The organism is Enterobacter sp. ECC_219_Taxon_10 (assembly GCF_058354905.1).
In genome coordinates this window covers 2,420,740-2,440,505 of sequence record NZ_CM178005.1, presented here as the reverse complement: position 1 = coordinate 2,440,505, position 19,766 = coordinate 2,420,740, and the positions used below count along the sequence as shown (strand labels likewise).

Genomic DNA, 19,766 nt, shown 5'->3' with positions numbered 1-19,766 from the left:
CGGTAATCGAGAGATCTGCAGAGCAAAATTTTGGTAGTAAATAAGTTACAACGCAACTAAACAGAATGTGATAGAAGTGAAAATACCAGAACGCAAACAAAAACATAACGCTTAAATATGGAGATCCGCAGATGACGATACCGACACTTACGACAGAACGTCTCCTGCTGAAACCGCTGGTTGCCGAAGATGCGGTTCAGATTCAAAAGCTGTATCCGCGTTGGGAGATTGTCCGCTATATGGTCTCTACAGTGCCCTGGCCCTACCCGGATAACGGCGCGGAAAATTATGTCAACAACGTCGCGCTGCCGGATATGGCAAAAGGGATTGCCTGGTTCTGGAGCATCCGCCGTAGCGAGGTGCCGGATGAGTTGATGGGGATTATCTGCCTGTACGACGTTGACGATAATAACCGCGGATTCTGGCTGGCTCCGGAGTTTCAGGGACAGGGGTATATGCGTGAGGCCAGCATTGCGGCGACGGATTACTGGTTTAATACGCTGAACAAACCCGTTTTGCGGGCGCCGAAGGCCGCCGCGAACAGCCGCTCCCGTCGTATTTCAGACAGCAGCGGCATGCGGCTTATCAGAACGGAAAAGAAAGCCTACGTCAGCGGGATGCTGGACTCTGAACTGTGGGAGATCACCCGCGACGAGTGGAACGACCGTCAGGTCAACTGATAGTGCTTATCCGGCATCAGCCTTTCCGGAATGTTCTCTTCATCGTTCATCTGCAGCAGATCGCGTTCCATCATGTTGCAGATGGCGTCCAGCGGCAGGTCGTTATCTTCTGTGCCAAACGGGTCTTCCAGCTCTTCCGCCAGGGTATCCAGCGAGATAAAGGTGTAGGAGATCAGCGCCGAGACAAACGGCGTCATGTAGTGCAAGTCCACAACCAGCGCGAACGGCAGCATGATGCAGAAGAGATACACCGTGCGGTGCAAAATCAGCGTATAGGCAAACGGCACTGGCGTTGTCGCAATGCGCTCGCACCCGGAAAGGACGATGGACATATCGTTCAGACGGTTGTTCAGGCTGTGAAACAGGATGTCTGAGAGTTGCCCGTTACGCCGCCGTACGGCCAGCCACTCCCCCATGATCAGTAAAATACGGTTCGCCGGCGAGTTGGAGCCCATTACCTGACGTAAAGCGTCCGGAGCAAGATAGCGAGAGAGCTGCTCAGCATCCATATCCCGGCGCAGGGTCATGCGCAGGCAGTTGGCAAAGGCGATCTGCAGGCGGACAAACTCCCCCAGGTGCTTATCGTCAGGCAAGGTGTTTTTTACCTCGCGAAACAGCGAGCGTGCCGCTATCATCAGTTGCCCCCAGAGCAGGCGAGCCTCAACGTAGCGCGAATAACAGGCGTTGTTTCTGAAACCCAGAAAAATAGCAATTGCCACGCCGAGAATGCTAAACGGTGCCACGGTAAATTTAATGCCGAGTGAGGTATACCACGGCAGCATCAGAATAACGGCGATAGAAAGCAGGAAGTTGAGCAGCAGTCGGGTATAGATTTTAGGAAGTACCGAACCATGCCAGACAAAAATCAGTTGTAGCCAGTGCTGTTTAGGACGAACGATCATAGTGAGTTTCAGGCAAGAAAAGAGCGTGGCTATTAAACGTGATCCCCGTCACGGTTGCAAGCATGTTAACGGAACATTGCATTTTCTCATCTGAAGAACGTAAACCGCACGGTGCTGCATGTTTTTTTTAAGTAATGGCAAATAGTATGTTGTAACTAAAGTAATGCCTGTTTAAACCCGGCCGAAGCCGGGTCACGTGATTAGCAAAGCGGCTTCACCGCCGCGCGCATACCCTTCAGCAGAATGGCATCAAGATCGAGCGTTATCTGGTCGACGAGACCATCCAACTTCGTCAGGTCCTGCTCCCAGTGCGCTTCCTCGCTCAGCACGGCGTGCACCAGTTCACGGGTAGCTATTTGATTATCGCGATGCTGCGCCCATAGCTGTTGATACCGTTCCAGCCAGAACGCATCATCCTGCACCGGGTAGCTCTCCCCGTTACGCTCCGCGCGATAAAATGCGATCAGTGCCGCCAGGGCAAACGTCAAACGTGCGGGTAATTTTCCCACTGCCTTCTGCCCTGCCAGCAGCTGCGGAAGAATACGCGTGCGATACTTGGTCATGCCATTGAGCGCAATGGAAAGCAGCTGGTGTCTGATGTAGGGGTTCCGGAAGCGCCCTGTCACCGCGCTGGCGAAAGATTCCAGCTCGTCACGGGGCAGATCGAGGACCGGGACTATCTCGTGATAAATCGCTTTTTCGACAAATGCGCAGATCGCTGCATCGTTCATCGCCTCGCCCACGGTATCCAGCCCGGACAGGAATGCCACCGGCACCAGCGCCGTGTGCGCACCGTTCAGGATGGCGACTTTGCGCTCTTTGTAGGGCTTGATGTCGTCCACGATTAGCACGTTTAGCGGATACTGATCCAGGCGCAGCTCGCGGGCAAGAGATTCAGGCCCCTGAATAACAAACAGATAGAAGTGTTCAGCCGTATCCAGGAACCCGTCGTGATACCCCAACTCAGCCTCCAGCGTGGCCGCTTCGTCGCGCGGATAACCGGTCACGATGCGGTCAACCAGCGTTGAGCAGAAGCTGTTCGCCTCGTTTAGCCACTGGATAAAGGCGGCAGGCAGCGTCCACTCCTGCGCATAGCGCAACACGAGTTCACGCAATGCGTCACCGTTGTAGTCAATCAGTTCACACGGAATGATGATCCAGCCTTTGTCAGGAGCGCCGTTGAAGTGGCTAAAGCGCTCAAACAGTAGCCGCGTCAGCTTCGCCGGATAGCTCACCGCAGGGGCATCGTCGAACTTATCCCCCGCGTGGTAGCTGATGCCGGCTTCGGTGGTGTTCGAGAAAACAAAGCGCATATCCGGGTTGTGGGCCAGCTTCAGAAATGCGTCGTAATCGTCGTAGACGCTGATTTCACGGTTAACGGAGCGGATAAGTCGAGCGTCGCTCACCTCTTCGCCCTGCTCATTCAGGCCACGAATGATGGTGGTGTACAACCCATCCTGTGTGCTTAACGAGGGCGGGAAGTCGCTCTGAATAGGACGAACGATAACCACACCGGCGTTGAGATCGGTATGTTCATTCAAGAGGTCAATTTGCCAGTCGACAAACGCACGCAGGAAATTGCCTTCACCAAACTGAATGATGCGTTCGGGGTACTGCGCACCGGGAAAATCACGACGGTTGAGCGTGTTCACAAGGGGGTTCCTTTTATGATTAGTCATACAGCCTGATAAGATTGGTACAATAACTTATCAAAACTTTACGACCAGAAACCCTGTTTCGATCAATCCCGGGCGTGGTTGTGAAATAATTACAGGAATTTATAGAACACCGACGTGGCCGTCATGGCGCCGTCCGGCATCAGGGCGTAGCGTGGGATCTCACCGACCTTTTGCCAGCCGGCACGCTGGTAGAAGGTTTCCGCGCCGCTGCCGGTGGAGGTATCGAGCACCAGAACCGAAATGTCTCTTGACCGGGCCTCAGCCTCCAGCGCTTCCATCAGTGCCATTGCGGCTCCTTTACGCCGAGCCTTTTCATGAACCAGCAGCTTTGCCACATCCGCACGGTGTGGCTGGTTTTCCGGCTGGTCGGTAATCAATTGCACCGTGCCGATAACGCCCTCCTGCGGATCGATACTGGCCAGCACAACGCGCTCGTTGCGCCCTACGCTGTCAGCTATTCTGAGCCAGAATGAACGGGCCTTTTCTGGGCTAAAAGGCAGCATGAAGCTGACGGATGCGCCGCCGTTAACGCAGTTTTCGAGGATTTCGGACAGCGCATCAAGATGGGTGAGAATATCGTCCCGGGTGAGGATTTTAATTTGCAGTGGGGTATTCATTGTTGAGTCCTTACGTTGAATACCCTCACTTTGCATTTAACATTTTATTAACGCAAACGAAACGGCCATACGGTTTTGTTATGTTACCTGGCCCGCTGCCGCTGCTGCTTCATGGCATACATTTTTTCATCGGCATCTTTGAGCCACTGCTGCAGGTCGTTGCTGTTATGATCGAATTCGCTGAGCCCCCAGGAGAACATAAGCGACCACGGATGTAGCTTGCGCGCATTGTAGTTTTCGACCTGCTCGGCGAGATACTGCATGGCAATCCACGCGCCCTTCTCATCCGTATCGGCAAACAGCACGGCAAACTCATCGCCGCCGAAACGAACCAGCAGATCCGCTTCGCGGAAAGAGGCGCGCATCAACTGCGCCATGGTTTTTAAAGCCTTATCCCCCTCTTCGTGCCCGTAGCGATCGTTAATTTCCTTAAACCGATCCAGATCCAGCCAGCCGAGCGTTAACGGCTCAGCCCGGCGTCGGGCTATGGAGAGCGTGAAGCGCACCAGCTGGTTAAAGCCCCGTCGGTTGAATAATCCGGTCAATTCATCGGTTGTCGCCGCGCTGATTGCCGCAAACTCGTCTTCAGCAAGCGCGCCCAAATCCCCCAGCACGGCGAGATCGGCCGCTGAGAACTCCCGCGGTGCGTAGTCAATCAGGCAAAGCGAGCCAACGCTTGCGCCGTTGCGCAGGCGCAGCGGAAAGCCTGCGTAAAACCGCACGCGAGGTTCGCCGGCCACCAGCGGGTTATCTGCAAAACGATCGTCCTGAAGCATATCCCCCACAATTAGCGGTGCTTCGGTGAGGATAGTATGACCACAAAATGAGATATTACGCGGAACGGAACCGGGTGCCTGCCCATCAGCCGACTTAACGATCAGCGTATGCTCATCAATAAGGTTGACCATTGCCAGCGGTACCTGGAAAAAGCGTTTTGCCAGACGCGTTAAGCGGTCAAACGCCGGGGAACTGTCAATCTCAAGCAGACCCGATTCGCGCAGCGCGTTAAGTCTGTCCATTTCATTTTCAGGTGTTGCAGGTGCTTTCATAATGTCTCCTGACGTAAAGCGTTACTCAAAGCGTAGCTTAAACAGAGACATTGTCAGTGTTCGACATCCTGTTAAGCCGCTATCCATTTTTACGTCAATGCCTTATGACGATTTGCTCGTCCGCCAGCCGGGCGCGAGGCTGGAATGCCCGATGGCGTTAAGAGCAGAACGCATTAATTATCATTTTTGGGCGTTCATCTGTATCACCAGCCAGTGGTGGATAACGCTGACGATATAGTGCTGCTGCTGCGCGCTCAGCTGCACGCCCTGGGGAATGCTATGCCATTTTGCCAGACAACCCCGACAGCAGGTCGCGGTGGCATGCTGGGCGATAAACACCGGATGGCCGCGCATGGGCGTCTGCTTACCGTCGTTTGCGGGCTGCGCCGGTGCAAGGCGTTTAGCGACAAAATCGGCGGCATGCTGGTCAATGGTTTCGGAGCCTTTGTCCCAGCAGTACTGCCGTTCCTTATTGCCCAGGCGAAAGCGCGAGCGAAACGTCGATCGCGCCAGACGGGAAAAGAGAGGATCCAGGTCAGACATCAGTATACGGAACGTCCAAGACGTTGGGTCAGCTTCTCCAGAACTGCCACGCCGGCAAGTGAATTTCCCGTTTCGTCCAGCTCCGGGCTCCAGACGGCAATCGCCATTTCATGCGGCACAATCGCCACCACTCCGCCACCAACACCCGATTTGGCCGGAAGGCCAACCCGCCAGGCAAACTCGCCGGCGTTCTGATACATGCCGCTGGTTGCCATCAGAGCATTGACCTGACGCGCCTGAAGCGGGGAAACAACCTCCTGATCGAGATGCGGCGCGTGCCCCTGGTGCGCAAGGAACAGAAACGTCTGGGCCAGCTCAACGCAGCTCATCTTCAGGGCGCAGTAATGGAAGTAGTTTTGCAGCACGGTCGCCACATCGTTGTGGAAATTGCCGAAGGATTTCATCAGCCAGGCAATAGCCGCGTTGCGGGCGGAGTGTTCAAACTCCGAGCGCGCCACCACCGAATCGTAGGCAATGTCGTCCACGCCCGAGAGCTGACGCACGATCTCAAGCATTCGCTGACGCGGTGCGCTGAGGCGGCTTTGCAGCATATCGCAGACCACCAGCGCCCCGGCATTGATAAAGGGGTTGCGCGGTTTACCCTGCTCGATTTCGAGCTGAAGCAGTGAGTTAAAAGGCTGGCCGGACGGATCTTTCCCCACGCGCTGCCAGATCTCCTCTTCCTCGTACTGGCGCATCGCCGCGACCAGACTCAGCACTTTAGAAATGGACTGAATGGAGAAACGTTCAGTCGCATCGCCGGCCTGGTATCGCTGTCCGTCTATGGTACAGATAGCGATGCCCAGCTTATTCCCGCTCACCGAGGCAAGGGCCGGTATATAGTCGGCAACCTTACCCTTTCCCAATAACGGACGAACCTGCGCCAGAATCTCGTCCAGCATCTCATTATGGATGACCGCAGCCACTCTTATTGCTCCTTGCCCTCAGGCTAAAACGGGCTGCGAGTATAACAGAGGCTAATGTATTGCGTCAGGCGCTAAGACGAAAACGCGAAACGGCCTGCAATAAAAGATCGGACTGCTTTTGCAGGCGTTCTGAGGCTTCCGAGGCGTCAGAAACCAGCAAATCCGTCTGGCGGGAGACCTGATTCAGCGCCTGAAGCTGGCGCGTCATCTGGTGAATACTCTCTCCCTGGCTGAGCGTGGCGGTTGAGATCTCATTCAGCAAACTGCTTAAATTCCCCACAAGCCCAGTGACCTGCTGCAGATTCTCTTCCATCAGGTTAACGGCACGAGAACCGTCTTCAATGCCCTGCAGCGAGCGGTTAATAAGCTCCTGAATGGTCTGCGTCGAATGGCTGCTTTTTCTGGCCAAAAGCCCGACTTCCCGCGCGACAACGGCAAACCCTCGCCCCTGGTTTCCGGCATGGGCGGCCTCAATGGCGGCGTTCAGCGCCAGAATGTTAGTCTGAAACGCCACGCTGTCGATCATCGCCACGATCCCGCGCATCTCTGAAGATCGCTCGACGATCGCCTGCATGGACGCATTCACGGTCGACATCATCTGGTCGCCGCCCACCGCGGCCTGACGCGCTTCATCCGCACGCGAGCTGGCGAGCCGGGCATAGCCGGTATTGCCTTCCACGTGGGTTTCCAGCGCCGCGATATGTGTTGTCACCTCCTCCAGCTCTTTTGCCTGACGCGCCGACTGCTGATACAGCTTCTGGTTTCCCTCTGCGAGGGAGCCAATGTTCTCCACCATCGTGGCTGTGGCGTGGCTGACCTGGGTCACCAGCTGCTGAAGGCCGCGCTGCATGGTGGCAACGCTGTCGCTGAGCTGCCCGGTCTCCCGGTTAAAACGCATAACATCGGGCGGCGTGCCGGAGAGATCCCCGGCCGCCATTCGGTTAATATGCGCAATCAGGCGACGCAGCGGCGTAATCACCCAACGGGACATGCCGAACCAGACCGCTACGGCGATGGCGAGCAGCAGAACAGGCGCTAGCAGGAACAGCGTTTGCAGACCGGAGAGCTGCGCCATCAGGGCCTGACGCCCCTGCATGGCCTGCTTCTCGCTGGCCTGCTGATAGCGCGCGTAGTTGTCGTTAAAGTCGGTCTGAAACGCCTGCGCCGGCACGGCAAAGAAGGCATCAATGGAGTTGGTTCTGACAAGCGCTTCCGATTGCTCTTTAATGGCATCGTAGAAAAGCTGGTAACTGTTAATCAACGCCTCATCTTTTGGCGGGCTGAGCGCCAGCCAGGCCTTCCATGCCTGCTGAGAAACCGCCAGCGACTTTTGTGCGTCGTCCATCAGGCTGTGCCAGCTTCCTTCCGAGCCTGTCTCTTTATCCTGCATAAACCAGACGCCGGAGCGGTTGAGCAGATCGCTCGCCGCCAGCAGTGAGACGCGCGCCAGATCCAGCTTGCTCTGCTGCTGATACGCCAGCAGGTTTTGCCGTTCATTGCGCTGAGCTTCCTTCAGGGAGGCGTTAAGCAGAAAGGATGAGGAGAGCTGCAGCGCGGAGAAAAGGCCAATGATGCAGAAGATACCCGTCAGCAGGCCAAACTGGCGAGGGATAAGACGCTGCGCAATACGACGAAAAATTTGCGTTAGGTTCATAATTTTCTTCAGTAACAAGACGTTAGACGCGTGCGAGTCTACGAAACGAAAATGACAGAACCATTTCAGAAAAATGACAGGCGACGCCGTCTTGCCTGAGGTGCAAGCGCGGCGCCGCCGGGCGATAAATTACACTCTGTTCTTCCACACCGTCTGCACATTACAGAATTCATGCAGCCCGAAATGAGAAAGCTCGCGGCCAAAACCGCTCTTCTTCACGCCACCAAAGGCCACGCGCGCGTCGCTGGCGCTGTAACCGTTGATAAACACCCCGCCGCACTCCAGCTCGCGAGAGAATTTATCCGCAAGCGCTGCGTCAGCGGTAAAGACCGTCGCAGACAAACCGAAGTCGCTGTCGTTGGCAAGCGTGAGGGCGTGATCCGCATCTTTCGCGACCGTAATGGCCGCAACCGGACCAAACAGCTCCTGGCGGAAGGCTGTCATCGACGGAGTGACGTTCGCCAGCACGGTAGGCGCGTAATAATTCCCGTCGCCGCTGATTTTCTCTCCGCCCAGCAGCAGCGTTGCCCCTTCTGCCAGGCTCGCCTGCACCTGCTGATGCAGTTCATCGCGCAGGTCATAGCGCGCCATCGGGCCAAGGTAATTCTCTTCTTCTTCCGGCGCGCCCATCTTTAACGCGGCGACGGCGTCAACGAAGCGTCGGGTAAAGGTATCCGCAATACCCGCTTCCACAATGAAGCGTTTGGCCGCCGCACACACCTGCCCGGTATTCTGGTAGCGCCCTGCTACCGCCGCCTTCACGGCAAGGTCCAGATCGGCATCGTTGAGTACGATGAACGGGTCGGAGCCACCCAGCTCAAGTACGCATTTTTTCAGCGCAGCGCCCGCCTGCGCGCCAATGGCGGCCCCGGCGCGCACGCTGCCGGTGACAGTCACCGCCGCAATGCGGCGATCGTTAATCGCCTGGCTTACGCCGTCATTGGTGGCATTCACCCAGCCGAACACCCCTTCAGGAAAACCGGCATCTGCAAAAATCTGCGCGATAAGTTCCGCCGAGCCGAGCACGTTCGGCGCATGTTTGAGCAGATAGCTATTACCTGCCAGCAGGATCGGCACCGCGCCGCGCAGAACCTGCCAGAGCGGGAAGTTCCAGGGCATTACCGCCAGAATCGGCCCCAGCGGACGGTATTCAATGACCGCGTTGTGGTTTTCCACAAGCGTAGGTTCCGCATGCAGCATCGCCGGGCCATGATCGGCATACCAGTCGCACAGACCCGCTGATTTCGCCACTTCCGCCCGCGCCTGCTGAATGGGTTTTCCCATCTCGCGGGACATCATCCGGGCCATCTCTTCCGCACGGCCGCGCAGCGCGGCGCCGAGATCGCGCAGCTTCTGCGCCCGGTGGGCAACGCTTTCGCACCGCCACTGACGAAAGCCCGCATCAGCCAGCGCGATGGCACGTTCAACCTCTTCCTGCGTCGCCCACGGACAGGCGGCGAGCGTTTCGCCCGTAGCCGGGTTAACTGACAGGGCATGTGTAGCAGATGAATATTTCATGATGTTCTCCACGCATTACGGTTGATTAAGTGTGGCTCACTCTGCTATTTCTTAAAAATGAATAATACTGACCACCTTATTCACGAAACGAGAATGCTATGGATTTAACCCAGCTTGAAATGTTTAACGCCGTCGCGCAGACGGGCAGCATCACCCAGGCGGCACAGAAGGTGCATCGCGTTCCCTCGAACCTGACGACCCGCATCCGCCAGCTGGAGGCCGATCTTGGCGTTGAGCTGTTTATTCGTGAGAACCAGCGTTTGCGCTTATCTCCCGCCGGGCATAACTTCCTGCGCTACAGCAGGCAGATTCTGGCGCTTGTGGATGAAGCGCGCATGGTCGTCGCGGGCGATGAGCCGCAGGGGCTGTTTGCCCTCGGCGCGCTGGAGAGCACCGCCGCCGTGCGCATCCCCGAGACGCTGGCGCAGTTTAACCAGCGCTATCCGCGCATCCAGTTTGCCCTTTCTACCGGGCCATCCGGGACGATGATTGACGGCGTACTGGAGGGAACCCTGAGCGCCGCTTTTGTCGACGGACCGCTGTCGCACCCGGAGCTGGAGGGGATGCCGGTCTACAGGGAAGAGATGATGCTGGTCACACCTGCCGGGCAGGCGGAGGTCACGCGCGCCGCGCAGGTGAGCGGCAGCGACGTTTATGCCTTTCGCGCGAACTGCTCGTATCGTCGACACCTTGAAAGCTGGTTTCATGCGGACAGAGCCACGCCCGGTCGCATTCATGAGATGGAGTCCTACCACGGCATGCTCGCCTGCGTCATTGCGGGTGCAGGCATTGCCCTGATGCCGCGCTCAATGCTGGAAAGTATGCCGGGCCATCATCAGGTTGAAGCCTGGCCACTGGCGGAAAACTGGCGCTGGCTCACCACCTGGCTGGTGTGGCGTCGCGGGGCGATGACCCGCCAGCTGGAGGCGTTTATAGCGCTGCTAAACGAACGTCTTCAACCAGCGCCTTCTCCATAAACAGGCTGAGCGGGTCGTCAACGTAGGGGGCAAAGGCCGGACGCAGTTCGTATCCGCACTGTTCATAGAGACGAACCGCAGCGCGTTGCTTAATGCCCGTTTCCAGCCGCACCGTGTGGCAATGACGGCTCAGGGCCTCGTCTTCCAGGGCGGCCAGCAGCGTCTCACCGAGATGCTGGCCCCGATGGGCCGGATCGATATAGACCCGCTTCATCTCTCCCGTTCCGCCCCCGTTGAGCACGATGGCGCCGCAGCCGACGGCCTGAAGCTGCTGGTCGCGGACGATCATCAGGATCAGCGACGTTTCCGGCAGCGCAGCCAGATCGAGCAGATGATTACTTTCGGCGGGATAGAGTTCGCTTTGATAGCGGTCAAGCGCCGCGATCAGTCTGGTAATGTCCGGATGGCGGGCAGATTCAGAGGTAATGGAATACATGGCAGGCTCCTTGTTGTTTTTATTTCAACATAGCGCAGGCCTGCCTGGGTGCATCATAGTATTAACTTATACGCCGTCCGGCTAGCGCAAAAAGACACGCCCTTTCAGATACAGCGTTGCCTGGCCGCCAATCAGCACGCGGTCGCCCTTCAGTTCACAGCGAAGATCCCCGCCGCGGTACGACACCTGGCGGGCGTTCAGCGACGTCTTACCCAGCCTTTCGCTCCAGTAAGGGATCAGCATGCTGTGCGTGGACCCGGTAACCGGATCTTCCGGTACCCCTTCGCCCGGGCAGAAGAAGCGGCTGACGAAGTCATATTCACCCTCGCCAGGCGCGGTCACGCAGACCATTTTATCCAGCGGTACCATCGCGCCAATATCAGGCGTTAACGCCTCCACCTGCTGCTGGCTCTCCAGCACCACCATATAATCTCGCCCGACGCGCACCTCTTTCGCCGCCGGGATGCCCAGCGCGCTAAACAGCGCCGGCGGCGGGTTATCGACGGCTTCCGTCGACCACGCGGGGAAGTTCAGCGTCAGCCAGTCGCCGCTGCGTTTGACCGTCAACTCGCCCACGAAGCGCGTGGTAAAGTGAATTTCCGTATGTGGGTAGTCCAGATACTCAAAAATGACGTGTGATGCCGCGAGGGTCGCATGGCCGCAGAGGTTAATTTCATGCAGCGTGGTAAACCAGCGCAGTTCAAACCCACCGTCTGTTCGCACAAAAAAGGCGGTCTCAGACTGGTTATGCTGCTGCGCCATCTTGAGAAGCGTCTCGTCGGGCAGCCACTCTTCCAGAGGACATACCGCCGCGGCGTTGCCGCCAAAGGTTTTGTCGCTGAAGGCATCCACCAGATAAAAATCAATTTCCCGCATTGTCTCTTCCTCTCTTGTTATCAGTTTTAGCGCAGATACACAGTGCCTTTCAGGTAGCATGACGCCTGACCGCTCATCATTACGCGCTCCCCTCGCAGCTCGCAGCGTACATCCCCGCCGCGCGCCGAGACCTGACGGGCAAACATCGCCGTTTTCCCCAGCTTTTCGCTCCAGTAGGGGATCAGCATCGTGTGCGCGGATCCGGTGACCGGATCTTCCGGAACGGAAACGCCCGGCGAGAAGAAGCGGCTGACAAAGTCATACTCCCCTTCGCCCGGTGCCGTCACGCTCACCTTATGCTCGCCCGGCGTCATCGCCGAAAAGCGCGGCTCAAGCGCTTCAACCTGCTGGCGGTTTTCCAGCACAATCACCCAGGCGCGGCCCTTACGGGCTTCAACGTAATCGCGGATACCTAGCGCCGCAAGCATCTCCGGCGGCGGCGTCTCTTCACAGGTCGGACACGCCGGGAAGTCCAGCGTCATCCACTCTCCCTCCCGGCTGACCGTCAGGCGACCGGACGCAGTGTCAAAGTGGATCCGTGAGTCGGGGTAATTCAGTTCATTAAACAGAACGTACGCGGCAGCAAGGGTAGCATGACCGCAAAGATTGACTTCGGCGAGCGTGGTAAACCAGCGTAGCTCAATGCCGCCTTTAGTGCAGACGAAAAATGCGGTTTCCGACTGATTATGCTGCTGCGCCATTTTCAGTAGCGTCTCATCGGGTAACCACGCTTTCAGCGGGCAAACCGCCGCCGGGTTGCCGCCAAAAGCGCTCTTGCTGAACGCATCTACCAGATAAAAATCAATCTCCTGCATTGTCTTACCGCCTGTTTTTGTTGTGTTGTACTTTTATATTCAATGAAAACAGTGCCTCCGGCTACCGCTTTCATAAAGTAAATATTGAGATCTGCGTCACATAATGGTTGAGTTTTCGCCGTTCAACGTTTTAAGATCGTCTCCTCTTCTTTCCAGCAACGTATCTCCACATCCCTATGACAACGAACACAGTTTCCCGCAGAGTTGCGTGGCTACGCGTGGTCACGCTGGCCATTGCCGCGTTTATTTTTAACACCACAGAATTTGTTCCGGTTGGGCTGTTGTCTGACATAGCCGAAAGCTTCCAGATGGAAACGGCGCAGGTGGGCATTATGTTGACCATCTACGCCTGGGTCGTGGCGCTGATGTCGCTGCCGTTTATGCTGCTGACCAGCCAGATGGAGCGGCGCAGGCTGTTGATCGGTCTGTTTACTTTGTTCATTGCCAGTCACGTCCTGTCGTTTATGGCGTGGAATTTTACGGTGCTGGTCATTAGCCGCATCGGCATCGCTTTTGCCCACGCGGTGTTCTGGTCGATTACCGCGTCGCTGGCTATTCGACTCGCGCCGGCGGGTAAACGCGCCCAGGCCTTGAGCCTGATTGCCACCGGTACCGCGCTGGCAATGGTGCTGGGGCTGCCCATTGGCCGCATCGTGGGACAATACTTCGGCTGGCGTACCACCTTCTTCGCCATCGGCATGGGCGCGCTGGTGACGCTGGTGTGTCTGATTAAGCTGCTGCCCGCGCTGCCGAGCGAACATTCCGGTTCGCTGAAAAGCCTGCCGCTGTTGATGCGTCGCCCGGCGCTGCTGAGTATCTACCTGCTCACCGTTATCGTGGTCACCGCGCATTACACGGCGTACAGCTACATTGAGCCGTTTGTGCAGATGGTCGCGGGCTTTAGCGCTAACTTTGCCACCCTCTTACTGCTCATCCTCGGCGGCGCGGGCATTATTGGCAGCGTGCTGTTTGGCAAACTGGGTAACCAGCATGCCTCCCTGCTTGTGAGCAGTGCCATCGGCCTGCTGCTGGCGTGCCTGGTGCTGCTGCTGCCTGCGTCAGGCAGCGAAAGCCATCTGGCGATCCTGAGCCTGTTCTGGGGCGTAGCGATTATGATTATTGGTCTCGGCATGCAGGTGAAAGTCCTGGCCCTGGCGCCGGATGCCACGGACGTGGCGATGTCGCTGTTCTCGGGGATATTCAATCTGGGGATTGGCGCGGGGGCGCTGGTGGGAAATCAGATTAGCCTGCACGTGTCGATGTCGGCGATTGGCTATCTGGGAGCCATTCCGGCCCTGGTGGCGCTGATCTGGTCGGTACTCATCTTCCGCAAGTGGCCGGTGGCGCTGGAGGAACAGGGGCAGCACGGGTGAGGTTTGTTTATGCCGGGTGGCGATTTCGCCTTACCCGGCAATAAACTCAATGGTAGGTCTTAATAATCTCCAGCACGCCGTTAATAATAAACTGCACGCCCATACAAACCAGCAAGAAGCCCATCAGCCGCGAAATGGCTTCAATCCCGCCCTTGCCTACCCAGCGCATAATGGCGCCAGAGCTGCGCAGCGACGCCCAGACGATAAGCCCGATAATCGCAAAAATCAGCGGCGGCGCAACCGTCAGCACCCAGTCCGGGAAGGTTGCGCTGTCGCGCACCGTCGACGCGGAGCTGATGATCATCGCGATAGTACCCGGCCCCGCCGTGCTCGGCATGGCAATCGGTACAAAGGCGATATTGGCACTCGGTTCGGTTTCCAGCTCTTCGGATTTACTGGCCGCCTCGGGCGACTCGTGCGCCTTTTGCGCCGGGAACAGCATGCGGAAGCCGATAAAGGCCACGATCAGCCCCCCGGCGATACGCAAGCCAGGGATGGAAATCCCGAAGGTATTCATCACCAGCTGCCCGGCGTAATAGGCCACCATCATGATGGCAAAGACATACACGGCAGCCATCATCGACTGATGATTGCGCTCGGCGCTGTTCATATTCCCTGCCAGCCCGAGGAAAAGCGCCACCGTCGTTAACGGGTTAGCCAACGGCAGCAGTACCACCAGCCCAAGCCCAATTGCTTTAATCAAATCCAACATAGTGCGTCGTTGTCCTTATCCACATTTAACATCGCAATTATAGGGTGAAAGTGTGACGCTCAGCCATCAGCGCAACGTAACGATTATTTTCTTAAGGTAATGATAACCAGCAGTTATCTATATGATTTACAAGCTTTCAAATAAAGTTCATGAAACGTTTTAGCAATTCGTGGCATCGGCCGATTCATTCAGTTGACTTATACTTGCCTGAGCAATAATATCTGCCGTGACTAAACTACTTGCCAGGGCAACCATTGTGAAAAACACCAGTGATATCTTCAACGACGTTGTTCCACTGGGTCGTCTTATTCATATGGTTAACCAGAAAAAAGATCGCCTGCTCAATGACTATCTGTCACCGCTGGATATCACCGCAACACAGTTCAAAGTGCTGTGCTCCATTCGCTGCGAAGGGTGTATCACGCCGGTTGAGCTGAAAAAGGTGCTCTCTGTCGATCTGGGTGCGTTAACGCGCATGCTCGATCGTCTCGTCTGCAAAGGATGGGTAGAACGAAGCCCTAACCCAAATGACAAACGCGGCGTACTGGTCAGGCTCACCAGCGATGGCGCGGCTATGTGCGAGCAATGTCATCAATTAGTAGGACAAACACTGCATCAGGAACTAACAAAAAACTTAACGGCAGATGAAGTGGCAACCCTTGAGCTTTTGCTGAAGAAAATACTGCCGTAAACAGAAAAAGAGGTATGACGATGTCCAGACGCAATACTGACGCTATCACTATTCATAGCATTTTGGACTGGATCGAAGATAACCTGGAATCGCCGCTCTCCCTTGAAAAAGTGTCTGAGCGTTCAGGTTACTCCAAATGGCACCTGCAACGGATGTTCAAAAAAGAGACCGGTCATTCATTAGGTCAATATATTCGCAGCCGCAAACTGACGGAAATTGCCCAGAAACTGAAAGAAAGCAATGAGCCGATCCTTTATCTGGCGGAGCGTTACGGATTTGAATCACAGCAAACCCTGACGCGTACGTTCAAGAACTACTTTGACGTGCCGCCTCATAAGTACCGAATCACCAGCGTACCGGGTGAATCCCGTTATCTGTATCCGTTAAAACACTGTAGTTAAACATCGCCTGTAACAGACGTAACCGAGGAAAAAATGAACGTTACCGCCTCCGCCGCCCTCGCCTTGCTGGTGCTGTTTTCCAGCCAGACCTTCGCGGAGCAAACCCCAGGTGCAACGCAGCAAAATAATCGTGACACGATGATTTTGCCGTCAGCACATGACCAGTCACCTTTTGATTTCAACCATATGGGTGCTGGTAGCGACAAATCCGACGAATTAGGCGTGCCTTATTATAATCGGCGCGGCCTCTGATTCGTTTTTGCCCCGCATACGCGGGGCTTTTTTTATGCCTTTCCACTCACCCGCGCCGCCCGACGTACACGCAGACCAAACACGTTGATGTACAGACCGGCCATGATCAGCACGGCGCCGAGCAGCTGCAGCACGCTTAACGTTTCATCCAGCAGTATCGCCGCACTGGCAAGCCCAACCACCGGAACCAGCAAAGACAGCGGCGCGACGCGCCAGGTCTCATAGCGCCCCAGCAGCGAGCCCCAGATCCCGTAGCCCACGATGGTGGCGACAAACGCCAGATAGATAAGAGAAAGGATCGTGGTCAGATCGATGTCGACCAGGCTGTTCAGCATCACCTCCGGGCCATCCAGAATAAACGACGCCGCCAGAAACGGGATTATCGGGATCAACGCGCTCCAGACCACCAGGGACATCACCTGAGGCCTCGCCTCGTGCTGCATAATCAGCTTGTTGAAGATATTGCCGCAGGCCCAGCTCAGCCCCGCCGCCAGCGTGAGCATAAACCCGAGCAGCGCCACGTTCTGACCGTTCAGGCTGGCTTCAATCAGCACCAGCACGCCAAACACCGCGAGCGCGATCCCCGCCAGCTGTTTGCCCTGTAAACGTTCGCCAAACACGAAGGCGCCGAGAATAATGGTAAAGAACGCCTGCGCCTGTAACACCAGCGAGGCAAGACCGGCCGGCATCCCGAACTTAATGGCGCAGAAGAGAAACGCGAACTGGCCAAAGCTGATGGTCAGGCCATAGCCCAAAAGCAGTTTTAACGGAATCTTTGGACGGGCGACGAAAAAGAGCGCCGGGAACGCCACCAGCATAAAACGCAAACCGGCCAGCATCAGCGGGGGCATGTTGTGCAGCCCCAGCTTGATGACCACGAAATTCAGCCCCCACACCACGACCACCAGCAACGCCAGCAGCCCGTCTTTACGCGTCATACCCTGCCCCTGAATTATTAATAATTTGTTAACACTTCAAGGTAACAGAAAAAAGTGTGTCGCGAGAAGATCATTATTTCTGGCAGGGAGCTGAAGCACTTAGGGATAAATCGGGAGCTATACAAGCCCCTTATGTCGTGATACTCCTTTTAGGACACAACATAAAAAGCATAAGCAATTGTCGGGCAGGAATATGAAACCATCTCTCAGGCGCTCAACCGCAGCGCTGCTGGCATCGTCATTGTTATTAACCATCGGTCGGGGGGCAACGCTGCCGTTCATGACCATTTATCTCACGCGCGTGTTTAATATGAACGTCGAGAATATTGGTTATGCCCTGACGATTGCGCTCACCGTTGGCGTAGTATTCAGCCTGGGATTTGGCATTCTGGCCGATAAGTTTGATAAAAAGCGCTACATGCTGATCGCGATCGTGGCCTTTATCGCCGGTTTTGTCGCGATCCCGCTGGTGGATAACGTCACGCTGGTGGTGCTGTTCTTTTCCCTGATCAACTGCGCCTATTCCGTCTTTTCGACGGTGCTGAAGGCCTGGTTCTCCGACGTGCTCACCGCAAGCCAGAAAGCGCGCGTCTTCTCGCTGAACTACAGCTTCCTGAACATTGGCTGGACGATCGGGCCGCCCATTGGCACCCTGCTGGTAATGTACAGCCTGCAGCTGCCGTTCTGGCTGGCTGCCTTCTGCGCCGCGCTGCCGCTCGGGTTTATTCATTTCTTCGTGCAGAAAAGCGTCGCGCTGGATACCGCCGAGGAGAAGATGCCCTGGCAGCCGTCGGTGCTGCTGAAAGACCGCGCCCTGTTCTGGTTCACCCTCTCCGGCCTGCTCGCGTCTTACGTGGGCGGATCGTTCGCCAGCTGCATTTCGCAGTATGTTCTGGCCGCCAATGCCGACAGCGATTTTGCCCAGAAGGTGGTCGCCGTGGTGCTGCCCGTTAACGCCGCCGTGGTGGTGACGCTGCAGTATGCGCTGGGGCGCAAGATCTCCGCCAGCAATATTCGGCCTTTAATGACTGCCGCAACGCTGTTTTTTATCCTGGGGCTGGGGGGCTTTATGCTCTCCGGGGAGAACCTGATTTACTGGGGCATCGCCGCCGCCGTCTTTACGCTGGGTGAGATTATCTACGCACCGGGTGAATACATGCTGATCGACAACATCGCCCCGCCGGGGATGAAGGCGAGCTATTTCTCAGCCCAGGCGCTGGGCTGGCTCGGCGCGGCGGCAAACCCGATGATCACCGGTATTATCCTGACCAACCTGCCGCACTGGTCGCTGTTTGTGATTATGATGGCCGCGATTATTGTGGCGTGGCTGATGATTTTGCGCGGGATGAGCGTGAAAAGTGAAGATAGCGTGTCGGGTGGCGCTGCGCTTACCCGACCTACAAAAGGTATGAACCGGAAACATGGGTAACACTTTAGACCGGATACATGGGTAACAGTTATAACTGGCATAGAAGAGGAGACTCGCTATGCCCTGGACTGAGACCCGACCTATGCAACGCCTTGATTTTATCCGTGCCTGCCATGCAGGTACGGACTCATTCTCCGCTCTTTGCCGCCTTTTTGGCATCAGCCGTAAAACCGGCTATAAATGGCTTCAGCGTTTTGACCCCTCTGACCTGTCATCTCTCTCTGACCGATCGCGTGCACCACACTCCCACTCCCGGACGGTTCCTGATGATATTGCCGGACACCTGACTGCCCTGCGTCAAAAACACCCTGACTGGGGCCCTAAAAAACTGCGGATGTGGCTGCTCAATCATCACGTCGATTTTACCGTACCTGCTGCCAGCACTATCGGCGATATCCTCAAGCGTGAAGGCCTGGTTCCGGATAAAAAGCGAAAACGCAGAACACCGGGTAATCGGCAGCCTCTGACCATCATCAGTGAGAACAATCAGGTCTGGAGTGCTGATTTTAAAGGCAAGTTCAGGCTGCTGAGCCGGGAATACTGCCATCCCTTCACCCTGACCGACAATCACAGCCGGTATCTTCTGAGCTGCCGGGGAACGGACCGGGAGAGCGAGCCCTTCGTCAGGCAGTGCCTGACGGATGCGTTCCTGGAGTACGGTCTGCCGGAAGTCCTGAGAACGGATAATGGTCAGCCGTTCGCGGGAACAGGTATCGCCGGGTTAAGTCGCCTTGCAGTCTGGCTGATAAAGCTGGGCATCAGACCGGAACGTATCAGAAAGGGGCATCCGGAAGAAAACGGCCGTCATGAGCGAATGCACCGCTCGCTGAAAAGTGCAGTGAAACAGGGCAACACCTTCATGACGATGGAAGAACAACAGCGGTGGTTCAGTGACTACCGGGAAGAGTTTAACTACGAAAGGCCGCATGAAGCCCTGGCGGGTGCAACGCCCGGAACGGTGTGGAAGCCTTCAGGCCGTCACTGGGATGGCAGGGTTCCTGAATATGCTTATCCGGAAGGAGGTACGGTCTACAGGGTGAAATCGAGGGGGACACTCTATATGGGGAAAAAGGGGACGGTGTTCCTGAGTGAAGCGCTGACTGATGAGTACATCATGCTGGAAGAACAAGATGATGGCCTTGAGGCCATCATCTTTAACGGAATAACGCTTGCGTACTATGACCGAAAAACCCAGAGTGTGCTCCGGATAGACTAAAAAGTGTTACCTATGTTCCCGGTCTGATCTGTCACCTTTGTATCCGGTCATACCAAACCCTAATCGTGTGCCGGGTATGGCG

The 19,766-nt window shown here is 56.2% G+C and carries 21 protein-coding genes; 8 read left to right on the top strand and 13 right to left on the bottom strand.

All coding sequences use genetic code 11. The features are described from left to right. The first annotated feature begins 131 nt into the window (after positions 1–131). A complete protein-coding gene (locus AC4ICF_RS11660; RefSeq protein WP_192982334.1) occupies positions 132–680 on the top strand; it encodes a GNAT family N-acetyltransferase in 549 nt (182 codons plus the stop codon). Here the strand turns inward: AC4ICF_RS11660 and AC4ICF_RS11655 are convergent. The 8 genes from AC4ICF_RS11655 to sad form a co-directional block, all read right to left on the bottom strand. Continuing rightward, positions 668–1,582, bottom strand: a complete 915-nt coding sequence (locus AC4ICF_RS11655; RefSeq protein WP_316379137.1) for a bestrophin family protein — start codon at positions 1,580–1,582, stop codon at positions 668–670. The two genes, AC4ICF_RS11660 and AC4ICF_RS11655, sit on opposite strands and share 13 nt — an antisense overlap. Before the next feature lie 200 nt (positions 1,583–1,782). Continuing rightward, a complete protein-coding gene (locus tag AC4ICF_RS11650) occupies positions 1,783–3,234 on the bottom strand; it encodes a tagaturonate reductase (RefSeq protein ID WP_439209801.1) in 1,452 nt (483 codons plus the stop codon). Positions 3,235–3,350: 116 nt separating this feature from the next. Beyond that, positions 3,351–3,878: a GNAT family N-acetyltransferase gene (locus AC4ICF_RS11645; RefSeq protein ID WP_166711154.1), complete on the bottom strand. Its 528-nt coding sequence runs from the start codon at positions 3,876–3,878 to the stop codon at positions 3,351–3,353. Between the two features lie 83 nt (positions 3,879–3,961). After that, complete coding sequence (locus AC4ICF_RS11640; protein WP_116339911.1) at positions 3,962–4,927, bottom strand: sensor domain-containing diguanylate cyclase; 966 nt, start codon at positions 4,925–4,927, stop codon at positions 3,962–3,964. A gap of 180 nt (positions 4,928–5,107) precedes the next feature. After that, the gene (locus AC4ICF_RS11635) at positions 5,108–5,470 is read right to left on the bottom strand and encodes a DUF4186 domain-containing protein (RefSeq protein ID WP_316379135.1); all 363 of its coding nucleotides are present in this window, start codon (positions 5,468–5,470) and stop codon (positions 5,108–5,110) included. Beyond that, on the bottom strand, positions 5,470–6,372 hold the full coding sequence (gene glsB / locus AC4ICF_RS11630; RefSeq protein ID WP_208327233.1) for a glutaminase B: 903 nt from the start codon (positions 6,370–6,372) through the stop codon (positions 5,470–5,472). The genes AC4ICF_RS11635 and glsB overlap by 1 nt, the downstream gene beginning before the upstream one ends. 88 nt (positions 6,373–6,460) lie before the next feature. After that, positions 6,461–8,050 (bottom strand): methyl-accepting chemotaxis protein, encoded by a 1,590-nt coding sequence (locus tag AC4ICF_RS11625; RefSeq protein ID WP_316379134.1) that lies wholly within the window; start codon positions 8,048–8,050, stop codon positions 6,461–6,463. Positions 8,051–8,179: 129 nt separating this feature from the next. Next, entirely contained in the window at positions 8,180–9,568 is a 1,389-nt protein-coding gene (sad, locus tag AC4ICF_RS11620; protein ID WP_316379132.1) for a succinate-semialdehyde dehydrogenase, read from the bottom strand. 98 nt (positions 9,569–9,666) lie between these two features. Here sad and ptrR point away from each other — a divergent pair, with 98 nt between their 5' ends. After that, positions 9,667–10,545 (top strand): putrescine utilization regulator PtrR, encoded by an 879-nt coding sequence (ptrR, locus tag AC4ICF_RS11615; RefSeq protein WP_116339922.1) that lies wholly within the window; start codon positions 9,667–9,669, stop codon positions 10,543–10,545. On the opposite strand, the gene AC4ICF_RS11610 is transcribed toward ptrR, so the two are convergent. The 3 genes from AC4ICF_RS11610 to AC4ICF_RS11600 form a co-directional block, all read right to left on the bottom strand. After that, positions 10,499–10,981: a GNAT family N-acetyltransferase gene (locus tag AC4ICF_RS11610; protein WP_316379131.1), complete on the bottom strand. Its 483-nt coding sequence runs from the start codon at positions 10,979–10,981 to the stop codon at positions 10,499–10,501. The two genes, ptrR and AC4ICF_RS11610, sit on opposite strands and share 47 nt — an antisense overlap. An 81-nt stretch (positions 10,982–11,062) precedes the next feature. Then, a complete protein-coding gene (locus AC4ICF_RS11605) occupies positions 11,063–11,857 on the bottom strand; it encodes a PhzF family phenazine biosynthesis protein (RefSeq protein WP_116339925.1) in 795 nt (264 codons plus the stop codon). 26 nt (positions 11,858–11,883) lie between these two features. Next, entirely contained in the window at positions 11,884–12,672 is a 789-nt protein-coding gene (locus tag AC4ICF_RS11600; protein WP_316379130.1) for a PhzF family phenazine biosynthesis protein, read from the bottom strand. A gap of 176 nt (positions 12,673–12,848) precedes the next feature. Between AC4ICF_RS11600 and AC4ICF_RS11595 the strand changes: the two genes are divergently transcribed. Further along, a complete protein-coding gene (locus tag AC4ICF_RS11595; RefSeq protein ID WP_116339929.1) occupies positions 12,849–14,045 on the top strand; it encodes a sugar transporter in 1,197 nt (398 codons plus the stop codon). A gap of 46 nt (positions 14,046–14,091) precedes the next feature. On the opposite strand, the gene AC4ICF_RS11590 is transcribed toward AC4ICF_RS11595, so the two are convergent. Next, positions 14,092–14,757, bottom strand: a complete 666-nt coding sequence (locus AC4ICF_RS11590; protein WP_302218442.1) for a MarC family NAAT transporter — start codon at positions 14,755–14,757, stop codon at positions 14,092–14,094. 256 nt (positions 14,758–15,013) lie between these two features. On the opposite strand from AC4ICF_RS11590, the gene marR reads away from it, so the two are divergent. The 3 genes from marR to marB are packed head-to-tail and all read left to right on the top strand — an operon-like array spanning position 15,014 to position 16,101. Beyond that, the gene (gene marR / locus AC4ICF_RS11585; RefSeq protein WP_116339933.1) at positions 15,014–15,448 is read left to right on the top strand and encodes a multiple antibiotic resistance transcriptional regulator MarR; all 435 of its coding nucleotides are present in this window, start codon (positions 15,014–15,016) and stop codon (positions 15,446–15,448) included. Between the two features lie 20 nt (positions 15,449–15,468). Then, entirely contained in the window at positions 15,469–15,849 is a 381-nt protein-coding gene (gene marA, locus AC4ICF_RS11580; protein WP_008502237.1) for an MDR efflux pump AcrAB transcriptional activator MarA, read from the top strand. Between the two features lie 33 nt (positions 15,850–15,882). Continuing rightward, entirely contained in the window at positions 15,883–16,101 is a 219-nt protein-coding gene (gene marB / locus AC4ICF_RS11575) for a multiple antibiotic resistance protein MarB (protein WP_316379129.1), read from the top strand. Between the two features lie 32 nt (positions 16,102–16,133). On the opposite strand, the gene eamA is transcribed toward marB, so the two are convergent. After that, complete coding sequence (gene eamA, locus AC4ICF_RS11570; protein ID WP_316379128.1) at positions 16,134–17,039, bottom strand: O-acetylserine/cysteine exporter; 906 nt, start codon at positions 17,037–17,039, stop codon at positions 16,134–16,136. Between the two features lie 193 nt (positions 17,040–17,232). On the opposite strand from eamA, the gene ydeE reads away from it, so the two are divergent. Continuing rightward, positions 17,233–18,468, top strand: a complete 1,236-nt coding sequence (ydeE, locus tag AC4ICF_RS11565; RefSeq protein ID WP_491466210.1) for an efflux MFS transporter YdeE — start codon at positions 17,233–17,235, stop codon at positions 18,466–18,468. Positions 18,469–18,526: 58 nt separating this feature from the next. Beyond that, positions 18,527–19,684: a DDE-type integrase/transposase/recombinase gene (locus AC4ICF_RS11560; RefSeq protein ID WP_316380356.1), complete on the top strand. Its 1,158-nt coding sequence runs from the start codon at positions 18,527–18,529 to the stop codon at positions 19,682–19,684. Positions 19,685–19,766 lie beyond the last annotated feature (82 nt).

Bases quoted from the DNA above. Each gene is read 5' to 3' on its own strand.
- AC4ICF_RS11600 (WP_316379130.1), bottom strand. From the start codon at position 12,672: ATGCAGGAGATTGATTTTTATCTGGTAGATGCGTTCAGCAAGAGCGCT.
- marB (WP_316379129.1), top strand. From the start codon at position 15,883: ATGAACGTTACCGCCTCCGCCGCCCTCGCCTTGCTGGTGCTGTTTTCC.
- AC4ICF_RS11610 (WP_316379131.1), bottom strand. From the start codon at position 10,981: ATGTATTCCATTACCTCTGAATCTGCCCGCCATCCGGACATTACCAGA.
- AC4ICF_RS11660 (WP_192982334.1), top strand. From the start codon at position 132: ATGACGATACCGACACTTACGACAGAACGTCTCCTGCTGAAACCGCTG.
- AC4ICF_RS11590 (WP_302218442.1), bottom strand. From the start codon at position 14,757: ATGTTGGATTTGATTAAAGCAATTGGGCTTGGGCTGGTGGTACTGCTG.
- eamA (WP_316379128.1), bottom strand. From the start codon at position 17,039: ATGACGCGTAAAGACGGGCTGCTGGCGTTGCTGGTGGTCGTGGTGTGG.
- AC4ICF_RS11645 (WP_166711154.1), bottom strand. From the start codon at position 3,878: ATGAATACCCCACTGCAAATTAAAATCCTCACCCGGGACGATATTCTC.
- AC4ICF_RS11560 (WP_316380356.1), top strand. From the start codon at position 18,527: ATGCCCTGGACTGAGACCCGACCTATGCAACGCCTTGATTTTATCCGT.
- AC4ICF_RS11625 (WP_316379134.1), bottom strand. From the start codon at position 8,050: ATGAACCTAACGCAAATTTTTCGTCGTATTGCGCAGCGTCTTATCCCT.
- AC4ICF_RS11635 (WP_316379135.1), bottom strand. From the start codon at position 5,470: ATGTCTGACCTGGATCCTCTCTTTTCCCGTCTGGCGCGATCGACGTTT.
- AC4ICF_RS11595 (WP_116339929.1), top strand. From the start codon at position 12,849: ATGACAACGAACACAGTTTCCCGCAGAGTTGCGTGGCTACGCGTGGTC.
- AC4ICF_RS11655 (WP_316379137.1), bottom strand. From the start codon at position 1,582: ATGATCGTTCGTCCTAAACAGCACTGGCTACAACTGATTTTTGTCTGG.
- marA (WP_008502237.1), top strand. From the start codon at position 15,469: ATGTCCAGACGCAATACTGACGCTATCACTATTCATAGCATTTTGGAC.
- ptrR (WP_116339922.1), top strand. From the start codon at position 9,667: ATGGATTTAACCCAGCTTGAAATGTTTAACGCCGTCGCGCAGACGGGC.
- glsB (WP_208327233.1), bottom strand. From the start codon at position 6,372: ATGCTGGACGAGATTCTGGCGCAGGTTCGTCCGTTATTGGGAAAGGGT.
- ydeE (WP_491466210.1), top strand. From the start codon at position 17,233: ATGAAACCATCTCTCAGGCGCTCAACCGCAGCGCTGCTGGCATCGTCA.
- sad (WP_316379132.1), bottom strand. From the start codon at position 9,568: ATGAAATATTCATCTGCTACACATGCCCTGTCAGTTAACCCGGCTACG.
- AC4ICF_RS11605 (WP_116339925.1), bottom strand. From the start codon at position 11,857: ATGCGGGAAATTGATTTTTATCTGGTGGATGCCTTCAGCGACAAAACC.
- AC4ICF_RS11640 (WP_116339911.1), bottom strand. From the start codon at position 4,927: ATGAAAGCACCTGCAACACCTGAAAATGAAATGGACAGACTTAACGCG.